This is a genomic window from Pseudomonas sp. GW531-T4 (assembly GCF_017349615.1).
Taxonomy (GTDB): domain Bacteria; phylum Pseudomonadota; class Gammaproteobacteria; order Pseudomonadales; family Pseudomonadaceae; genus Aquipseudomonas; species Aquipseudomonas chlororaphis_I.
The window spans coordinates 134,831-152,890 of record NZ_JACMZT010000004.1 but is presented as its reverse complement, the minus strand read 5'-3'; the positions used below and the strand labels follow the sequence as shown (position 1 = coordinate 152,890).

Annotated in this window: 17 protein-coding genes; 15 read left to right on the top strand and 2 right to left on the bottom strand. The window is 63.2% G+C overall.

Annotated elements, in window-relative coordinates; translation table 11 throughout:
- Position 1: 1 nt before the first annotated feature.
- From flhB to J4D28_RS04695, 15 genes are all read left to right on the top strand, one after another.
- Positions 2-1,138 (top strand): flagellar biosynthesis protein FlhB, encoded by a 1,137-nt coding sequence (flhB, locus tag J4D28_RS04765; protein WP_009047713.1) that lies wholly within the window; start codon positions 2-4, stop codon positions 1,136-1,138.
- Positions 1,139-1,376: 238 nt separating this feature from the next.
- Positions 1,377-3,506 carry a flagellar biosynthesis protein FlhA gene (gene flhA, locus J4D28_RS04760; RefSeq protein ID WP_009047714.1) on the top strand — a complete coding sequence of 710 codons (2,130 nt, stop codon included), beginning with the start codon at positions 1,377-1,379 and terminating at the stop codon, positions 3,504-3,506.
- Positions 3,507-3,517: 11 nt separating this feature from the next.
- Positions 3,518-4,834, top strand: coding sequence for a flagellar biosynthesis protein FlhF (gene flhF / locus J4D28_RS04755; protein WP_009047715.1), 1,317 nt, complete (start codon positions 3,518-3,520; stop codon positions 4,832-4,834).
- Positions 4,835-4,952: 118 nt separating this feature from the next.
- Positions 4,953-5,783 (top strand): flagellar synthesis regulator FleN, encoded by an 831-nt coding sequence (fleN, locus tag J4D28_RS04750; protein WP_007922506.1) that lies wholly within the window; start codon positions 4,953-4,955, stop codon positions 5,781-5,783.
- The gene (gene fliA / locus J4D28_RS04745) at positions 5,780-6,520 is read left to right on the top strand and encodes an RNA polymerase sigma factor FliA (RefSeq protein ID WP_007922505.1); all 741 of its coding nucleotides are present in this window, start codon (positions 5,780-5,782) and stop codon (positions 6,518-6,520) included. The genes fleN and fliA overlap by 4 nt, the downstream gene beginning before the upstream one ends.
- A gap of 160 nt (positions 6,521-6,680) precedes the next feature.
- Positions 6,681-7,052 (top strand): chemotaxis response regulator CheY, encoded by a 372-nt coding sequence (locus tag J4D28_RS04740; RefSeq protein WP_003183998.1) that lies wholly within the window; start codon positions 6,681-6,683, stop codon positions 7,050-7,052.
- 30 nt (positions 7,053-7,082) lie between these two features.
- Positions 7,083-7,871, top strand: coding sequence for a protein phosphatase CheZ (locus J4D28_RS04735; protein WP_009042749.1), 789 nt, complete (start codon positions 7,083-7,085; stop codon positions 7,869-7,871).
- Between the two features lie 280 nt (positions 7,872-8,151).
- Positions 8,152-10,431 carry a chemotaxis protein CheA gene (locus tag J4D28_RS04730; protein ID WP_103331180.1) on the top strand — a complete coding sequence of 760 codons (2,280 nt, stop codon included), beginning with the start codon at positions 8,152-8,154 and terminating at the stop codon, positions 10,429-10,431.
- A gap of 49 nt (positions 10,432-10,480) precedes the next feature.
- Positions 10,481-11,608 carry a chemotaxis response regulator protein-glutamate methylesterase gene (locus J4D28_RS04725; RefSeq protein ID WP_009047718.1) on the top strand — a complete coding sequence of 376 codons (1,128 nt, stop codon included), beginning with the start codon at positions 10,481-10,483 and terminating at the stop codon, positions 11,606-11,608.
- A complete protein-coding gene (locus J4D28_RS04720) occupies positions 11,608-12,348 on the top strand; it encodes a flagellar motor protein (RefSeq protein WP_007922500.1) in 741 nt (246 codons plus the stop codon). Before J4D28_RS04725 ends, J4D28_RS04720 begins: the two co-directional genes overlap by 1 nt.
- 15 nt (positions 12,349-12,363) lie before the next feature.
- Positions 12,364-13,248, top strand: a complete 885-nt coding sequence (gene motD, locus J4D28_RS04715) for a flagellar motor protein MotD (protein ID WP_009047719.1) — start codon at positions 12,364-12,366, stop codon at positions 13,246-13,248.
- Positions 13,249-13,298: 50 nt separating this feature from the next.
- Positions 13,299-14,087 carry a ParA family protein gene (locus tag J4D28_RS04710; RefSeq protein ID WP_007922498.1) on the top strand — a complete coding sequence of 263 codons (789 nt, stop codon included), beginning with the start codon at positions 13,299-13,301 and terminating at the stop codon, positions 14,085-14,087.
- A gap of 84 nt (positions 14,088-14,171) precedes the next feature.
- Entirely contained in the window at positions 14,172-15,065 is an 894-nt protein-coding gene (locus J4D28_RS04705) for a CheW domain-containing protein (protein WP_103331181.1), read from the top strand.
- A 78-nt stretch (positions 15,066-15,143) separates the two neighbouring features.
- Positions 15,144-15,626, top strand: coding sequence for a chemotaxis protein CheW (locus J4D28_RS04700; protein ID WP_007922496.1), 483 nt, complete (start codon positions 15,144-15,146; stop codon positions 15,624-15,626).
- On the top strand, positions 15,627-16,019 hold the full coding sequence (locus J4D28_RS04695; protein WP_016702241.1) for a DUF2802 domain-containing protein: 393 nt from the start codon (positions 15,627-15,629) through the stop codon (positions 16,017-16,019).
- 106 nt (positions 16,020-16,125) lie between these two features.
- Here J4D28_RS04695 and J4D28_RS04690 read toward each other — a convergent pair whose 3' ends face one another.
- Together J4D28_RS04690 and J4D28_RS04685 are read right to left on the bottom strand one after the other, a co-directional pair.
- Positions 16,126-16,455, bottom strand: coding sequence for an EscU/YscU/HrcU family type III secretion system export apparatus switch protein (locus J4D28_RS04690; protein ID WP_009047722.1), 330 nt, complete (start codon positions 16,453-16,455; stop codon positions 16,126-16,128).
- On the bottom strand, positions 16,452-18,023 hold the full coding sequence (locus J4D28_RS04685) for a flagellar hook-length control protein FliK (RefSeq protein WP_016702239.1): 1,572 nt from the start codon (positions 18,021-18,023) through the stop codon (positions 16,452-16,454). The genes J4D28_RS04690 and J4D28_RS04685 overlap by 4 nt, the downstream gene beginning before the upstream one ends.
- Positions 18,024-18,060: the final 37 nt, after the last annotated feature.

The window sequence follows — 18,060 nt, the reverse complement described above, 5'->3', positions numbered from 1 at the left end:
CATGGCTGAGAGCGAGAGCGGTCAGGACAAGACAGAAGACCCCACGGAGAAACGTAAAAAGGACTCCCGGGAAAAGGGCGAGATCGCCCGCTCCAAAGAACTCAACACCCTGGCGATCACCATGATCGGGGCCGCCGGCCTGCTGATCTACGGCGCGGGGGTGGCGCAGGACCTGCTGGAAATCATGCGCCTGAATTTCTCCCTGCCGCGCGAGGTGTTGCTCAGCCCCGGCGCCATGGGCCTGTACCTGCTGCATTCGGGCAAGATCGCGATTATCGCCGCGATGCCGATCCTGCTGCCCCTGGTGCTGGCGGCGCTCATCGGCCCTATCTCCCTGGGCGGCTGGCTGTTTTCAACCAAGAGCCTGGCGCCCAAGTTCAGTCGCATGAACCCGCTCAGCGGCATGAAGCGCATGGTGTCGCCGACCTCGCTGATCGAGCTGCTCAAGGCCTTCGCCAAGTTCGTGGTGATCCTGATCGTGGCCTTGTCGGTGCTGCGCTCGGATATCGACGACCTGCTGCGGATCGCCCACGAGCCGCTGGAGCAGGCGATCATCCACAGCGTGCAAGTGGTGGCCTGGAGTACCTTGTGGATGGCCTGCGGGCTGATCCTGATCGCCGCGGTGGACGTGCCGGTGCAGCTGTACCAGAGCTACAAGAAGCTGCTGATGACCAAGCAGGAAGTGCGGGACGAGCACAAGGACCAGGAAGGGCGCCCGGAGGTCAAGCAGCGGATTCGCCAGGTCCAGCGCGAGATGTCGCAACGGCGGATGATGGCGGCGATTCCCGAGGCGGACGTGGTCATCACCAACCCGACCCACTACGCCGTGGCGCTCAAGTACGACGCCGAGAAGGGCGGGGCGCCGGTGTTGCTGGCCAAGGGCAGCGATTTCCTGGCGCTGAAGATCCGCGAGATCGCCGTGGCCAACGAAGTGCTGTTGCTGGAGTCGCCGGCGCTGGCGCGTTCGATCTACTACTCCACCGAGCTGGAACAGGAAATCCCCGCCGGGCTCTATCTGGCGGTGGCCCAGGTGCTGGCGTATGTCTATCAGATTCGCCAGCACCGCGCCGGCAAGGGCAAGCGTCCCGATCCGCTCAAGGACCTGCCGATTCCGCCGGATTTGCGGCGCGATTCCTGAGGTCGGCGTTTGGCTGTGCCGACGTTATCGCGAGCAAGCTCGCTCCTACAGAATTCACGCCCGGCCTGTAGGAGCGAGCTTGCTCGCGATGGCGCTGAAAACGCCTTTTATGACGACTGATGGCGCAACGCCATAAATCAGTTTTCCTTCCGGGCCAAAGTTGGAAGGCTTCTTGCAATACCCGCCCTGCGCCGCCTCCAGGCGTCAAAAGTTTGCTTCAAGGGAACGGGGAATACCGGTGGATCGCTCTCAGTTAATCAGTACGGCTCGCACTAACCTGGCTGACCTCAGTCGGGGGAACCTGGGTGTGCCGCTGTTGCTGCTGGTCATGCTGGCCATGATGATGCTGCCGGTGCCGCCGTTCCTGCTGGACGTGTTCTTCACCTTCAACATCGCCCTGTCGATCGTCGTCCTGCTGGTCTGCGTGTATGCCTTGCGGCCGCTGGATTTCGCGGTATTCCCGACCATCCTGCTGGTGGCGACCCTGTTGCGCCTGGCGCTGAACGTGGCCTCCACACGGGTGGTGATGCTCCACGGCCAGGACGGTCACGCCGCCGCGGGCAAGGTGATCCAGGCCTTCGGCGAGGTGGTGATCGGCGGTAACTACGTGGTCGGTATCGTGGTGTTCGCGATCCTGATGATCATCAACTTCGTGGTGGTGACCAAGGGCGCCGGGCGGATTTCCGAGGTGAGCGCGCGTTTCACCCTCGATGCGATGCCGGGCAAGCAGATGGCTATCGACGCCGACCTCAACGCTGGCCTGATCGACCAGGCCCAGGCCAAGGCGCGCCGCCAGGAAGTGGCCCAGGAGGCCGAGTTCTACGGTTCCATGGACGGTGCCAGCAAGTTCGTCCGCGGTGACGCCATCGCCGGCCTGCTGATCCTGTTCATCAACCTGATCGGCGGCATGGCGGTCGGTATCTTCCAGCACCACATGTCCTTCGGCGATGCCGGCCGGGTCTACGCCTTGCTGACCATCGGTGACGGTTTGGTGGCGCAATTGCCATCGCTGCTGCTGTCCACCGCGGCCGCGATCATGGTGACCCGTGCTTCCGGTTCCGAAGACATGGGCAAGCAGATCAACCGGCAGATGTTCGCCTCGCCCCGGGCCCTGGCTGTCGCCGCCGGCCTGATGGCGGTGATGGGCCTGGTGCCGGGCATGCCGCACTTTTCCTTCCTGAGCATGGCGGCCCTGGCGGCCGGCGCCGCGTACCTGTTCTGGAAGCGCCAGAACGTGGTCAAGGTCAAGGCGCTGGAAGAGGTCAAGCGCCAGCAGGAACTGCTGCCTTCGCCAGCCCGCGCCATGGAAACCAAGGAGCTGGGCTGGGATGACGTGACCCAGATCGACATGATCGGCCTGGAAGTCGGCTATCGCCTGATTCCCCTGGTGGACCGCAACCAGGGTGGGCAGCTGCTGGCGCGGATCAAGGGCGTGCGCAAGAAGTTGTCCCAGGATCTCGGCTTCCTCATGCCGACCGTACATATTCGCGACAACCTCGACCTGGCGCCCAGCGCTTACCGGCTGACGCTGATGGGGGTGATCCTGGCCGAGGCCGAGATCTATCCGGATCGCGAGCTGGCGATCAACCCGGGGCAGGTCTACGGCACGCTCAACGGCATCACCGCCAAAGATCCGGCCTTCGGCCTGGAGGCGGTGTGGATCGAGATCAGCCAGCGCGCCCAGGCGCAGTCGCTGGGCTACACCGTGGTCGACGCCAGTACCGTGGTCGCCACCCACCTCAACCAGATTCTGTACAAGCACTCCAGCGAGCTGATCGGCCACGAAGAAGTCCAGCAGCTCCTGCAACTGCTGGCCAAGGGCTCGCCGAAGCTGGCGGAGGAACTGGTGCCGGGCGTTCTGTCGTTGTCCCAGCTGCTCAAGGTGCTGCAGGCGCTGCTGGCCGAACAGGTGCCGGTGCGCGATATCCGCAGCATTGCCGAAGCCATCGCGAACAATGCCGCCAAGAGTCAAGATACTGCCGCTTTGGTGGCCGCAGTGCGTGTCGGATTGTCGCGCGCCATCGTGCAAAGCATTGTAGGGACTGAGTCCGAGCTGCCTGTGATCACCTTGGAGCCCAGGTTGGAACAGATTTTGCTCAATAGTCTGCAGAAGGCAGGACAAGGCTCGGAAGAGGGTGTTCTGTTGGAGCCAAGCATGGCTGAGAAGCTGCAGCGTTCGTTGATCGAAGCCGCGCAGCGCCAGGAAATGCAAGGTCAACCGGTGATTCTGTTGGTAGCCGGTCCGGTCCGCGCGATGCTCTCGCGGTTTGGACGCCTGGCAGTCCCGGGCTTGCACGTGTTGGCTTACCAGGAAATCCCTGACAACAAGCAAGTGACCATCGTTGCGACAGTAGGGCCCAACGGCTGAGGTAGTGGGTTATGCAAGTTAAGCGTTTTTTCGCCGCCGATATGCGTCAGGCCATGAAGCTGGTTCGTGATGAGCTGGGCGCCGACGCCGCCATCATTGGCAATCGCCGCATCGCCGGCGGTGTCGAGCTGACGGCTGCCCTGGATTACAAGCTGTCGGCGCTGGCGCCCCGGGTTCCGAACATGGAACTCGAGGACGAACTGCGCAAGACTCAGTCGCGCATCGTCACCGCCCAGGCCGAACTGAGCCTACGTGGCGATGGCGACGGCAGCACCAATCGCCAGCTGTTCGCCGGCCTGCCGCTGACCGCCGCCGAGCCACTGATCGAACCGACGTTCAACGAGCCCCATCGCCCGGCCCCGGTGGCCGCCGCGCCGGCTGTCGATCAGCGGGCACTGGACTCGATGCGTTTTGAACTCAACGGCCTGCGCGAGCTGCTGGAAGTCCAGCTCGGCTCCCTGGCCTGGAGCCAGCTGCAAGGCAGCCGGCCCGAGCAGGCCAACCTCTGGCGGCGCCTGCAGCGTATCGGTTTGTCCGGTCCGCTGGCCCGCGACCTGCTGGCGCTGATCACAGAAATCGACGAGCCCCGCCAGGCCTGGCGCATGCTCCTGGCCCACCTGGCGCGGATGATCGTGACCCCGGAAGTCGAGCCGTTGGAAGAGGGCGGTGTGATCGCCATGGTCGGCCCTGCCGGCATGGGCAAGACCACCACCCTGGCCAAGCTGGCGGCCCGTTACGTGCTCAAGTACGGCGCGCAGAACATCGCGCTGGTGAGCATGGACAGCTACCGCATCGGCGCCCAGGAGCAGCTCAAGACCCTGGGCCGGATCCTCAATGTCTCGGTGACCCATGTCGATCCGGGCCAATCCCTGGCGCAAGCCCTCGATCCGCTGCTGCGCAAACGCGTGGTGCTGATCGACACCGCCGGCCTGCAAGCCAGCGACCCGGCCCTGCGCATGCAGCTGGAAAGTCTGGCTGGACGCGGGATCCGGGCAAAAAATTATCTGGTATTGGCAACCACCAGCCAGAAACAGGTTCTAACCGCCGCGTACCACAGCTACAAGCGTTGCGGGCTGGCCGGCTGCATCCTGACTAAACTGGATGAAACCGCCAGCCTTGGTGAGGTGTTGAGCCTGGCGATCAGTCACGAACTCCCCGTTGCCTATCTGACCGATGGCCCACGGATTCCGGACGATTTGCACTTGCCACGCCGTCATCAGCTGGTCAGTCGTGCGGTGAGCGTGCAGATGCAGGAAGAACCCAGCGAAGAAGCCATGGCTGACATGTTCGCTGACCTCTACCACAACCCGACCAAGCGGGTTGGCTGAGGGAATCATGAAAAGATTGCAATGTACCTACATCGATGGTCTGCCAGGCATTGTTCCGTTAGTGAACGCGCAGCCAGTTATGTGGCCCCGTCTAAGTAAGACAAGGTAAAGAACGAACATGGGCAGCATGCATCCCGTACAGGTGATCGCGGTGACCGGCGGCAAAGGTGGCGTCGGCAAGACTAACGTGTCAGTGAACTTGTCCCTGGCCCTAGCGGAGCTCGGCCGGCGCGTCATGCTGCTGGACGCCGACCTGGGTCTGGCTAACGTCGACGTGCTATTGGGGCTGACCCCCAAACGGACCCTCGCCGACGTGATCGAAGGCCGCTGCGAGCTGCGCGATGTGCTGCTGCAGGGGCCGGGTGGAATCCGTATCGTGCCGGCGGCGTCCGGCACCCAGAGCATGGTTCATCTGAGCCCGGCGCAGCATGCCGGCCTGATCCAGGCCTTCAGCGACATTGGCGACAACCTCGATGTGCTGGTGATCGACACCGCTGCCGGCATCGGCGACTCGGTGGTCAGCTTTGTCCGCGCCGCACAGGAAGTCCTGCTGGTGGTCTGCGACGAGCCGACCTCGATCACCGACGCCTACGCGCTGATCAAGCTGCTCAACCGCGACTACGGCATGAACCGCTTCCGCGTGCTCGCCAACATGGCGCAGAGCCCGCAGGAAGGCCGCAACCTGTTCGCCAAGTTGACCAAGGTCACGGATCGCTTCCTGGACGTGGCCCTACAATATGTCGGCGCCGTGCCTTACGACGAATGCGTGCGCAAGGCCGTGCAAAAGCAGCGTGCGGTCTATGAAGCGTTTCCGCGTTCGAAGTGCGCGCTGGCGTTCAAGGCCATTGCGCAGAAAGTCGATACCTGGCCGTTGCCGGCCAACCCACGTGGACATCTGGAATTTTTCGTCGAGCGGCTAGTGCATCAGACAGCGGGACCGGTGCTATGAGCGCCAGCGGCTACAACCTTTACAAAAAGTCGGCACGTGACAGCCAGTACGAATTGATCGAGCGTTATGCGCCCCTGGTCAAGCGTATTGCCTATCACCTGCTGGCGCGCCTGCCGGCCAGTGTCCAGGTCGAAGACCTGATCCAGGCCGGGATGATCGGTCTGCTCGAAGTGTCGACCAAGTACGACGCGAGCAAGGGCGCGAGTTTCGAGACGTACGCGGGTATCCGTATCCGTGGTGCGATGCTCGATGAGGTCCGTAAAGGTGACTGGGCGCCGCGTTCGGTACATCGCAATACCCGGATGGTGAGCGATGCCATTCGCGCAATTGAAGCTAAAACCGGTCGTGACGCTAAAGATCATGAAGTTGCGGCCGAACTTCAATTGAGTCTCGACGATTATTACGGGATTTTGAACGACACCTTGGGCAGTCGCCTGTTCAGCTTCGACGACCTGTTGCAGGACGGCGAGCATGAAGGGCTGCATGAGGATGGCGCGAGTGCTCATCTCGAGCCGTCGCGCGACCTGGAGGACGAACGTTTCCAGGCTGCGCTGGCGGACGCGATTGCCAATTTGCCGGAGCGTGAGCGACTGGTCTTGGCGCTGTACTACGACGAAGAGCTGAACCTCAAGGAAATCGGTGAGGTCCTGGGGGTCAGCGAATCGCGGGTCAGCCAGTTACACAGCCAGTGCGCGGCCCGTTTGCGGGGGCGTTTGGGAGAGTGGCGAGCGCGCTGACAGGCAGTGTGGGGGACACTGCGGACGAGACTGGCACGACGTTGCCGGCCTCGCGGTGTGTATTCCATGCAGTCGTTGAGTGCTCTGCCTGATTGATTGAATGGCGCGTTCAGGTGCTGGACGCGTTTAAGACTGCTTGGAGGTCGAATTGGACAAGAACATGAAAATCCTCATCGTTGATGACTTCTCAACGATGCGGCGGATCATAAAAAACCTGTTGCGTGACCTGGGTTTCACCAACACGGTCGAGGCTGACGATGGCACCACCGCCATTCCGGTCCTCAACAGTGGGAGCATCGACTTTCTGGTAACGGACTGGAACATGCCTGGCATGACCGGTATCGATCTGCTGCGCCATGTGCGCGCCGATGAAAAACTCAAGCACCTGCCGGTACTCATGGTGACCGCTGAAGCCAAGCGCGAACAGATCATCGAAGCTGCCCAGGCCGGCGTAAACGGCTATGTGGTCAAGCCCTTCACGGCCCAGGCGTTGAAAGAAAAGATCGAGAAGATCTTCGAACGCATCGGTTGAGATGTGGAACCATTCCGCCACGGGGGAGCTATGGAGCACAACGAATCTTCATTGGGCGATTTCGAATCGACCCTGAAAAAACACGCACTCGAACTGGTCGACAGCCTTGAAAAAGGCAAGTTCGGCGAAGCCGTGCAACTGATCCATGAGCTCAACCAGACCCGTGACCGCGGCCTGTACCAGGAAGTCGGCAAGCTCACCCGCGAGCTGCATAGCGCCATCGTCAATTTCCAGATTGACCCGCATATGCCGCAAGCCGAGGAAGTTTCACAGATCACGGATGCCACCGAGCGCCTGTCCTATGTGGTCAGGCTGACCGAGGCCGCGGCCAACCGCACCATGGATCTGGTCGAGAGCGCCACCCCGTTGGTCAATGGCCTGAGCAGCGAAGCCCAGGCCCTGAGCGCCGACTGGGGACGTTTCATGCGTCGCGAACTGGGCGCCGAAGAATTCCGCGACCTGGCCCGCCGGGTGGACGGTTTCCTGACCCGCAGCGAGCAAGAGACGCGGGCGGTATCGAGCAACCTCAACGACATTCTGCTGGCGCAGGACTACCAGGACCTGACCGGTCAGGTGATCAAGCGCGTGACCCAGTTGGTCACCGAAGTCGAGAGCAACCTGCTCAAACTGGTCCTGATGGCCAGCCAGGTCGATCGTTTTGCCGGCATCGAACATGACCGTGAATCGATCCTCGCTGAAAAAGATCCGCAAAAACATCTGGCCAAGGGTGAAGGTCCGCAGATTCATGCCGATAAACGTGAAGACGTTGTATCCGGTCAGGACGATGTCGACGATTTGCTTTCCAGCCTTGGATTTTAGGTCGTGACGACGGTTAATGACGGTCGCGCCGCCGCCCCGCAAGGCGCAAGACTAGGCACGAGGAGAGTGGTTTGGTTTTTCCAAATGAGCGACGAGTAACGACGGATTGCGCCTTGCGGGGCGCGGCCCGAAGGGTTGGAACTGTGAGCGCGCCATGCGGCGTTGCGAGACTCGGCAAGGAAACGACCCTTGCCAGCGTCTCGCGCCTTGCCTGGCACGCTCACAGTTCCAACGCGATCCGTCATTAACCGTCATCACGACCTAGTAGGAGCACCCATACATGAGCTTCGGCGCCGATGAAGAAATCCTTCAGGATTTTCTGGTTGAGGCCGGCGAGATTCTAGAGCAACTGTCCGAACAACTGGTCGAGCTGGAAAGCCGGCCGGACGATGCGGATCTGCTCAACGCAATTTTTCGCGGTTTTCACACTGTAAAAGGGGGCGCCGGCTTCCTCCAGCTCAACGAGCTGGTGGAGTGCTGCCACATCGCCGAAAACGTGTTCGATATCCTGCGCAAGGGTGAGCGTCGCGTCGACGCGGAACTGATGGACGTGGTGCTCGAAGCACTGGACGCGGTGAACGGCATGTTCGGCCAGGTGCGCGAGCGTACCGAGATCACCGCCGCCACTCCGGAACTGCTGGCGGCCCTGGCCCGCCTGGCCGAGCCTGCCGGAGCCGAGGAGGTCGCCGCGCCGGTGGCCGAGGTTGAGACAGTTGTTGAGCCGGTTGCCGAATCGGCCGAAAGCGAGTCCGGCGATATCACCGACAGCGAGTTCGAGCAGCTGCTCGATTCGCTCAATGCCGCCAAGGCCGAGGCCGAAGCCCCGGCCGCTGTTGCCCCTGCTGCACCCGCAGCCGGTGGCGAAGCAGCCAGCGACGAAATTACCGACGCCGAGTTCGAGTCGCTGCTCGACCAATTGCATGGCAAGGGCCAGTTCGCACCGGATGCGGTGGCACCTTCGGCCACGGCGCCCGCTGCGGAAAAAGCCGCGGCCAGCGACGAAATCACCGATGACGAATTCGAAGCACTGCTGGACCAGTTGCACGGCAAAGGCAACTTTGCAGTAGAGGCGCTGGATTCCGCAGTGGCCGCGGCGGTACCGCCGGCTGCACCGAGTGCGGCCGCCGCCGGTAGCGACCTGATCACCGACCAGGAATTCGAATCCCTGCTCGACGAGCTGCATGGCAAGGGCAAGTTCTCTGAAGTAGCGGCTGCCGCCGCGACCAAGGGGAGTGCAACGGCGGTCACGGCTTCGGCGCCTGCCGCTGTCGCCAAGCCGGCAGTGAAGAAAGCCGAAGCCAAGGTCGAAGCACCGAAACCGGCAGCCGCCGCTGCTCCGGCACCTGCTCGTGCTCCGGCAGCCGCCCCGGCGGAAAAGCCGGTCAGCGAAGCCGAAACCACGGTGCGGGTCGATACCGCGCGGCTGGACGAAATCATGAACATGGTCGGCGAGCTGGTGCTGGTGCGTAACCGCCTGGTGCGCCTGGGGCTCAACAGCGGCGACGAAGCCATGTCCAAGGCCGTGTCGAACCTCGACGTGGTCACGGCCGACTTGCAGACCGCGGTGATGAAGACCCGGATGCAGCCGATCAAGAAGGTCTTCGGGCGCTTCCCGCGCCTGGTTCGCGACCTGGCCCGCCAGCTCAAGAAAGAGATCAACCTGGAGCTGGTCGGCGAAGAGACCGACCTCGACAAGAACCTCGTCGAGGCCCTGGCCGACCCGCTGGTGCACTTGGTGCGCAACGCCGTCGACCACGGTATCGAGTCGCCGGAAGAGCGCGAGGAGGCGGGCAAGTCCCGTGGCGGCAAGGTGGTGCTGGCGGCCGAGCAGGAAGGCGACCACATCCTGCTGTCGATCTCCGATGACGGCAAAGGCATGGACCCGAACGTCCTGCGCGCCATTGCGGTCAAGCGTGGGGTGATGGACAAGGATGCCGCCGATCGCCTGAGCGACACCGAGTGCTACAACCTGATCTTCGCCCCGGGCTTCTCGACCAAGACCGAGATCTCCGATGTGTCCGGCCGCGGTGTGGGCATGGACGTGGTGAAGACCAAGATTTCCCAGCTCAACGGTTCGATCAACATCTACTCGACCAAGGGCCAGGGCTCGAAGATCGTCATCAAGGTGCCGCTGACCCTGGCGATCATGCCGACCCTGATGGTGATGCTGGGCAACCAGGCGTTCGCCTTCCCGCTGGTCAACGTCAACGAAATCTTCCACCTGGACCTGTCGCGCACCAACGTGGTCGACGGCCAGGAGGTGGTGATCGTTCGCGACAAGGCGCTGCCACTGTTCTACCTCAAGCGCTGGCTGGTCAGTTCCGCGGCTCACGAAGAGCAGCGCGAAGGCCACGTGGTGATCCTTTCGGTCGGCACCCAGCGGATCGGCTTCGTCGTCGATCAACTGGTCGGCCAGGAAGAAGTCGTCATCAAGCCACTGGGCAAGATGCTCCAGGGAACTCCGGGCATGTCTGGCGCCACCATTACCGGTGACGGCCGCATCGCCCTGATTCTCGATGTTCCGAGCATGCTCAAGCGTTACGCCGCACGGCGTATTTGAATACCGGAGGGGCGGGGCCATTTGCCTTGCCCCGCCTAACGGAGTGTTTATGGCAGTCAAGGTCCTGGTGGTGGATGATTCGGGTTTTTTCCGCCGCCGCGTCTCGGAAATTCTTTCAGCGGATATCAATATCCAGGTCGTCGGTACCGCGACCAACGGTAAAGAGGCGATCGATCAGGCTCTGGCGCTCAAGCCGGACGTGATCACCATGGACTACGAGATGCCGATGATGGATGGCATCACGGCGGTGCGGCACATCATGCAGCGCTGCCCGACGCCGGTATTGATGTTCTCCTCGCTGACCCATGAAGGCGCCCGGGTGACCCTGGATGCGCTGGATGCCGGTGCGGTGGATTTCCTGCCGAAGAACTTCGAAGACATCTCGCGCAATCCCGAGAAGGTCAAGCAACTGCTGTGCGAGAAGGTCCACAGCATCTCGCGCAGTAACCGTCGTTTCAGCAGCTACAGCGCGCCGGCGCCACAACCGGCGGCGGCACATGCGCCTGCGCCATCGAGCTCCAGCAGTTTCAGCGGCACGGCCCCGGCGCGTCCGGCTCCGGCGCCGGTTCCTGCCCGCGCGGCAGCCACTGGCTCGTCGGCGGCCCCCAAGCGCAAGGCCTACAAGCTGGTGGCCATCGGTACTTCCACCGGTGGCCCGGTGGCCCTGCAGCGGGTGCTGACCCAGTTGCCGGCCAACTTCCCGGCGCCGATCGTGCTGATCCAGCACATGCCGGCGGCCTTCACCAAGGCGTTCGCCGAGCGCCTGGACAAGCTCTGCCGGATCAGTGTCAAGGAAGCCGAGGATGGCGACATCCTGCGTCCGGGCCTGGCGCTGCTGGCACCGGGTGGCAAGCAGATGATGGTCGACGGCCGTGGCGCGGTGAAAATCCTCCCGGGCGACGAGCGTCTGAACTACAAGCCGTGCGTGGACATCACCTTCGGTTCGGCGGCCAAGTCCTACGGTGACAAAGTTCTGGCGGTGGTGCTCACCGGCATGGGCGCCGACGGTCGCGAAGGCGCGCGCCTGCTCAAGCAGGGCGGCAGCGCGGTCTGGGCCCAGGATGAAGCGAGCTGCGTGATCTACGGGATGCCGATGGCGATCGTCAAGGCGGAGCTGGCGGATGCGGTGTACGGCCTGGACGACATCGGCAAGCACCTGGTCGAGGCCTGCCTCTGATGGATGTGCTAAGCCTCATCGGGATCATCATGGCGTTCGTCGCCATCATCGGTGGCAACTATCTGGAAGGCGGTCATCTGTCGGCCCTGGCCAATGGTCCGGCGGCGCTGATTGTGCTGGGCGGGACCATCGGTGCGGCGTTGCTGCAGTCGCCGCTGAGCGCCTTCAAGCGGGCCATGCAGATCCTTGGCTGGATCCTGTTCCCGCCGCGGGTCGACCTGCCTGGCGGCATCGATCGCGTCGTCAACTGGAGCCTGACCGCCCGCAAGGAAGGCCTGCTGGGCCTGGAAGGCGTGGCGGATGCCGAGCCCGATACCTACTCGCGCAAGGGTCTGCAACTGCTGGTGGACGGCGCCGAGCCGGAATCCATCCGCAGCATCCTGGAAGTGGATTTCTACACCCAGGAAAGCCGTGACATCGAAGCGGCCAAAGTCTTCGAAAGTATGGGCGGCTACGCGCCGACCATCGGCATCATCGGTGCGGTCATGGGCCTGATCCATGTCATGGGCAATCTGGCCGACCCGTCGCAGCTGGGCAGCGGTATCGCCGTGGCCTTCGTCGCGACCATCTACGGCGTGGCCAGCGCCAACCTGGTGTTGTTGCCGATCGCCGCCAAGCTCAAGTCCATAGCCTTGCGGCAGTCGCGTTATCGCGAAATGTTGCTTGAAGGAATCCTGTCGATTGCCGAAGGTGAAAACCCTCGTTCCATTGAGTTGAAGCTGCAAGGCTTCATGGATTGATGGGAGTAATGGACTATGTCCCGTCGTCGCCGGCATGAAGAACATGTCAACCATGAACGTTGGCTGGTGTCCTACGCGGACTTCATCACCTTGCTGTTCGCCTTTTTCGTGGTCATGTACTCGATCTCCTCGATCAACGAGGGCAAGTACAAGGTCATTTCCGAAGCGCTGATCGGTGTGTTCACCGACTCGGACCGCGCCCTCAAGCCGATTCCCATCGGTGAGGAGCGGCCCCAGACCGTGACCCCGGCCAAGCCGCTGGTCAAGGACAGCGAGCAGACCGATGCCGGTATCGCCGGCGCCAGCGACCCGCTGAAAAGCATCGCCGACGATATCAGCGCAGCCTTTGGCGACCTGATCAGCTCCAACCAGATGACCGTGCGCGGCAATGAGCTGTGGGTCGAGATCGAACTCAACTCCAGCCTGTTGTTCGGCAGCGGCGATGCCATGCCCAGCGACCTGGCGTTCAACATCATCGACAAGGTGGCGGCGATCCTCAAACCCTTCGACAACCCGATTCACGTCGAGGGTTTTACCGACAACCAGCCGATCCAGACTGCGCAGTACCCGACCAACTGGGAGCTGTCGTCGGCCCGTTCGGCGAGCATCGTGCGGATGCTGGCGATGCAGGGGGTCAATCCGCAGCGCCTGGCGTCGGTCGGCTACGGCGAGTTCCAGCCGGTAGCCAATAACGCGACGGCCGATGGCCGTGCCCGCAACCGTCGGGTGGTGCTGGTGGTGTCGCGCAATCTCGATGTACGCCGCAGCCTGACAGGCACCGGCACCGCCCATGCAACACCGGATGCGGCATTGAAGCGGGCTGGCACACAAACTGCACCTACGCCAGTCAAGACGCCGGGACGCGAGAGTGCCGTCAATTCTCCGTCACCGGCTTTATAACTGGGTGCTATTTCTCGGTCGGCCCGCGCCTGCCGGGAGGAACAATCTGAATGAGAGTCTGGGCAGTTGCCAATCAAAAGGGTGGCGTCGGTAAGACCACCAGTTCCATCGCTTTAGCCGGGTTGCTGGCCGAGGCGGGCAAGCGCGTGGTCGTGGTCGATCTCGACCCCCACGGCTCCATGACCAGCTATTTCGGCTATGACCCCGACAGCCTGGAACACAGTAACTACGACCTGTTCCTGCACAAGGGCAGCGTTCCCGAGGGCTTGCCCGGGCAGTTGCTGCTGTCGACCAGCGACGAACGTATTTCCCTGCTGCCATCGAGCACCGCGCTCGCCACTCTGGAGCGCCAGTCGCCGGGGCAGAGCGGCCTGGGCTTGGTGATCGCCAAGAGCCTGGCGCAGCTGTGGCAGGATTTCGACTATGCGGTGATCGACAGCCCGCCGTTGCTCGGCGTGTTGATGGTCAATGCCTTGGCGGCGAGCCAGCAACTGGTGATCCCGGTGCAGACCGAGCATCTGGCGGTCAAGGGCCTGGAGCGCATGGTCAATACCTTGGCGATGATCAACCGCTCGCGTAAACAGGCGCTGCCGTTCAGCATCGTGCCGACCCTGTTCGATCGCCGGACCCAGGCGTCCCTGGGCACCTTGCGGGTGTTGCGCGACAAGTTCCCGGATGAGATCTGGCAGGGCTACATCCCGGTCGACACACGCCTGCGCGATGCCAGCCGGGCCGGGCTGACGCCTTCGCAGTTCGACGGCAAGAGCCGTGGCGTACTGGCCTATCGCGCCTTGCTCAAGCACTTGCTGGCCCAGCAACTTGTCCCGCAGGTGGCCTGACGTGGCGGAGCATTCAAGTCTGCTGCCGGTCTGGCCGATAAACCCTACAGGTCACTGTGCTGGGTTTTATCCGTGGGCATCCTCATGAACCGTCCTGTCGACGTTACGTCCCGGCCGCAGCTGGCGCTGCAGTCCTACCTGGACGCGTTGCTGCAGGACGCCACCGAAGAAGAATTCGCGGTTCCCGAAGCACTGCCGCAGGTTCAGGCAGCGGTAGAGGAAGTAGCGGTGTCGAGCGAGGTCCTGGATGAGTTCCAGGCCGCGGTGCTCGAAGAACAGGCTCGCGATGCCCAGGTCCAGCGTACGCCGCCAGCCGCGGCTGTAGTCGCGCCGGTCGAGGAATCCGTGGTCGTCCCCGTGCTGGAGGCGTCCGCGCCATTGCCGGCCACCTTGTCGACCGTTGTGCCCTTGCTGCAAGGCCTGGTCGAGCCGGTGGTCGAGGTGCATCGGCCACCCAGCAGCACGCCACCCCCGGTGGCGGGTGACGACCGGCCGAGCTGGGCGGCGGAACCCTTCGAGTGCCTGCTGTTCGATGTCGCCGGGTTGACCCTGGCGGTGCCGCTGGTCTGCCTGGGGTCGATTTACTCTCTGGCGGGGCATGAACTGACGCCGTTGTTCGGCCAGCCGGAATGGTTCCTCGGGATCCTGCCGAGCCAGGCCGGCAACCTGAAGGTGCTGGATACCGCGCGCTGGGTGATGCCCGACCGCTACCGCGACGACTTCCGCCAGGGCCTGCAATACGTGATCTCGGTCCAGGGCTACGAGTGGGGGCTGGCGGTGCATCAGGTCAGCCGTTCGTTGCGCCTGGACCCGAACGAAATCAAGTGGCGCAGCCACCGTGGCCAGCGGCCATGGCTGGCGGGGACGGTCATCGAGCACATGTGTGCGCTGCTGGACGTTTCCGAGCTGGCCGAGCTGATCGCCAGCGGCGGGGCGAAACACATGGCTATCAGCAAACCGGCGCCGAAGCCGATATAGACCAACAACAGGCTGCGCCGACGGTGCAGCCACACAGAACACACACCGTTTCCAACGGTTTTTTGAGGGGTCAGGGGTATGAATAAGTCGTCGTCTGCACAGAGTTCCGAAGATCCGATCCTGCAATGGGTAACCTTCAAGCTGGATAACGAGTCCTACGGCATCAACGTGATGCGCGTCCAGGAAGTCCTGCGCTACACCGAGATCGCACCGGTGCCGGGTGCCCCGAGCTACGTGCTGGGCATCATCAACCTGCGCGGCAACGTGGTGACCGTGATCGACACCCGCCAGCGTTTCGGCCTGGTGCCGACCGAAGTCAACGACAACACCCGCATCGTGATTATCGAAGCCGACAAGCAAGTGGTCGGGATCATGGTCGACAGCGTGGCGGAAGTGGTTTACCTGCGTCAGTCGGAAGTCGAGACCGCACCGAACGTCGGTAACGAAGAGTCGGCCAAGTTCATCCAGGGCGTGTGCAACAAGAACGGCGAGCTGCTGATTCTGGTTGAGCTGGACAAGATGATGAGCGAAGAAGAGTGGTCGGAACTGGAGAGTATCTGATTGATTCTCGAGGTTGCGGTTATTGTCCTGTTCCTCTTTTGGGCAGGCACGCTGGCGATGTTCCTGGCCTACATCCGCGCTCAGCGGCAGATCGCCGCCCAGCAGGCCCATGGCGATGCGCTGCGCGATCAGCGCATCAAGGACCTGGCCAAGCGCGTCGACGATTACCAGAACGGTACGGTGCGCATGGGCGAGGACCTGCATGAGCTGCGCGCGGTGGTCGGCCCGTTGCCGGACAAGCTGGCCCAGCTGGAGCAGCGCGATCCGTCGAGCCTGTCCTTCGCCCAGGCCGCGCGCCTGGTGGGCATGGGCGCCAGCGTCGACGAACTCACTCAGTCCTGCGGCTTGACCCAGGCCGAGGCCGAGTTGATGAGCAAGTTGCACAAAGGCTGAAATCCCGTAGCCGCTGCCGCAGGCTGCGAACGGCCGGAACGGCCGCAGGGATCTTAGGATCGCTGAAGGCCTTCGGCCTTATCGCAGCCTGCGGCAGCGGCTACAGTCAGTAATCGTCGCCGCAGTCGGTGACATCCTTCTCCAGCGCCGCTTCCTGCGGCTCATGCCCGGCCGGGAACTTGCCCTTGAGGTTCCAGGCGAAGGCGATGATTTCGGCGATGGTCCGATACAACTCCTCGGGAATGCTGTCGCCCAGTTCCATGCGCGCCAGCAGTTTCACCAGTTCGGCGTTCTCATAGATCGGCACTTCATAGTCGCGGGCGATTTTCAGGATGGCTTCGGCCAGTTCGTCGTCGCCCTTGGCGGTCAGCGTGGGGGCGTGCTGGCCGTCGTACTTGAGGGCGATGGCCTGGCGTGGCGGGTTGGGATTATTCATGCTGTTTCATCGACCCAGCGTTGTTCCAGTCGGGTTTTCGGACCTTGCGGCGGCGTGCCGAGATGGCAGTCCAGGTCGCCGACATCCAGGCCGGACGCCAGCAGCCGTTCACGCAGGCTGCCCAGATGGCTTTCGATCAGGCTCGCGGTAAACGGTCGCTCGGCCCAGAGCTGGCTGGACAGGCGGCCCTTGAGCAATTGCGCCTGCACCTGCAGCGGGCCCAGGGGTTCGAGGTCGAACGCCAGTTCGACGCGCCACAGCTGCTGCTTCGGTTCGCGTTCCTGGCGTTTTTCCTCGGGCGGTTTTTCCGCCGGGTCTTCGCGCTGGAACTTGACCTGCAAGGGCACGACGTCCTGCATCGTGCGCATCGGGATTTCCAGTTGCCAGGTGGTCAGCAGCCGGCCGTCATCGGTCAGGCCGCTCTGTTCCAGGCTCGCCAGCTGATGGCTCTGCAAGCGCGAAACAGCGGCCGCGGCCAGGCGCAGCAGATGTTCCAGGTCGCCTTCCTCTTCGAGGCTTTGCAGCAGCCGCGAGGGCAGGGGGAAACCGCCCGGCTGGGGCCTGGCGCTGACCTGGCCGAGGGTACCCAGGGCGCTGCGGACAAAGCTCGGCAGCACCTGGGCCAGGGTATTGGCGGCAATGATCGCGTTGAAACTGGTGCTGCTCGGCAGGCCCGGCGTCATCTGGGCGATCAGCCGTAGCAGGTTGCCTTTCAGGTCGCCGGCCAGGGCCGGATTGTCACCGGCCAGCAGCCGTGATTCGAGGAAGGCGCCGCTGTTGCCCAGGGCCTGGGCCAGCGCCTTGGGGTTGCTCAGTTGCTGCAGGTCGGGCAGGCCGGCGAGCAGCTTGTCCACCGCGGCACGCAGCTCGCTGGAGGTACTGTCGGACGGCGGCAGATTCTGCAAGGCATTGATCAGGCCGGTCAGCGAGGCCTGGCGGCTTTGCTGGGTGGCCAGTTGCTGGGCGATCGCCAGTTGCTCCTGGCGCCCGCTCAGCTGAACGAAGTTCAAGCTCTGTGAGCCCTGCACCAGGGCGCTCAGCAGGCTGCCGATGCGCAAGGGCTGCGGGCTGTCGATGCTCAGGGTGCTGCCGCTCAGGGCGGTGTTGAGCAGACTCACCAGCGAGCGGTAGACCGCCGGTTGTCCGGCTGCCTGGGGTTGCAGCTGGGTGGTCAGCACCTTGCCTTGCAGCAGGGTGCCCACTGGAAGCTGCGCGGTGTCGATACGGGTCAGGGTGGCGACGCTGGCGGCAATCGCCTGCTGCACGGTGATGGCCAGGTTGCCGGCCGACGGCTGGGTCACCGCCAGGCTGGTGCCCAGGGGCAGCGGCTGGCTGCTGGTGGCCTGGACGGTGGTCTGCCGGCCGCTGTCGAGGGTCAGCTTGAGCAACAGCTGGAACGTCTGGTCTGCCTGCTTGAGCGACAGCACTTCGGCCTTGGCCGATTGGCCGGCGGCGATCAGGCCCTCCAGCGGCTGCAGCAATTTGAGCAGCTCACCGCTGATCGGCAGCGCGCGCACGGTTCCCGGCGTCAGCTGTGGCAGCGGAGGAAGGGTGATTTCGCCTGTCATCTGGACACAACCTGTGGAGAAATAAGCCCTCTTGAGA

Coding starts and splice junctions, on each gene's coding strand:
- flhB (WP_009047713.1), top strand. CDS start 2: ATGGCTGAGAGCGAGAGCGGTCAGGACAAGACAGAAGACCCCACGGAG.
- flhF (WP_009047715.1), top strand. CDS start 3,518: ATGCAAGTTAAGCGTTTTTTCGCCGCCGATATGCGTCAGGCCATGAAG.
- fleN (WP_007922506.1), top strand. CDS start 4,953: ATGGGCAGCATGCATCCCGTACAGGTGATCGCGGTGACCGGCGGCAAA.
- fliA (WP_007922505.1), top strand. CDS start 5,780: ATGAGCGCCAGCGGCTACAACCTTTACAAAAAGTCGGCACGTGACAGC.
- J4D28_RS04740 (WP_003183998.1), top strand. CDS start 6,681: ATGAAAATCCTCATCGTTGATGACTTCTCAACGATGCGGCGGATCATA.
- J4D28_RS04735 (WP_009042749.1), top strand. CDS start 7,083: ATGGAGCACAACGAATCTTCATTGGGCGATTTCGAATCGACCCTGAAA.
- J4D28_RS04730 (WP_103331180.1), top strand. CDS start 8,152: ATGAGCTTCGGCGCCGATGAAGAAATCCTTCAGGATTTTCTGGTTGAG.
- J4D28_RS04725 (WP_009047718.1), top strand. CDS start 10,481: ATGGCAGTCAAGGTCCTGGTGGTGGATGATTCGGGTTTTTTCCGCCGC.
- J4D28_RS04720 (WP_007922500.1), top strand. CDS start 11,608: ATGGATGTGCTAAGCCTCATCGGGATCATCATGGCGTTCGTCGCCATC.
- motD (WP_009047719.1), top strand. CDS start 12,364: ATGTCCCGTCGTCGCCGGCATGAAGAACATGTCAACCATGAACGTTGG.
- J4D28_RS04710 (WP_007922498.1), top strand. CDS start 13,299: ATGAGAGTCTGGGCAGTTGCCAATCAAAAGGGTGGCGTCGGTAAGACC.
- J4D28_RS04705 (WP_103331181.1), top strand. CDS start 14,172: ATGAACCGTCCTGTCGACGTTACGTCCCGGCCGCAGCTGGCGCTGCAG.
- J4D28_RS04700 (WP_007922496.1), top strand. CDS start 15,144: ATGAATAAGTCGTCGTCTGCACAGAGTTCCGAAGATCCGATCCTGCAA.
- J4D28_RS04690 (WP_009047722.1), bottom strand. CDS start 16,455: ATGAATAATCCCAACCCGCCACGCCAGGCCATCGCCCTCAAGTACGAC.
- J4D28_RS04685 (WP_016702239.1), bottom strand. CDS start 18,023: ATGACAGGCGAAATCACCCTTCCTCCGCTGCCACAGCTGACGCCGGGA.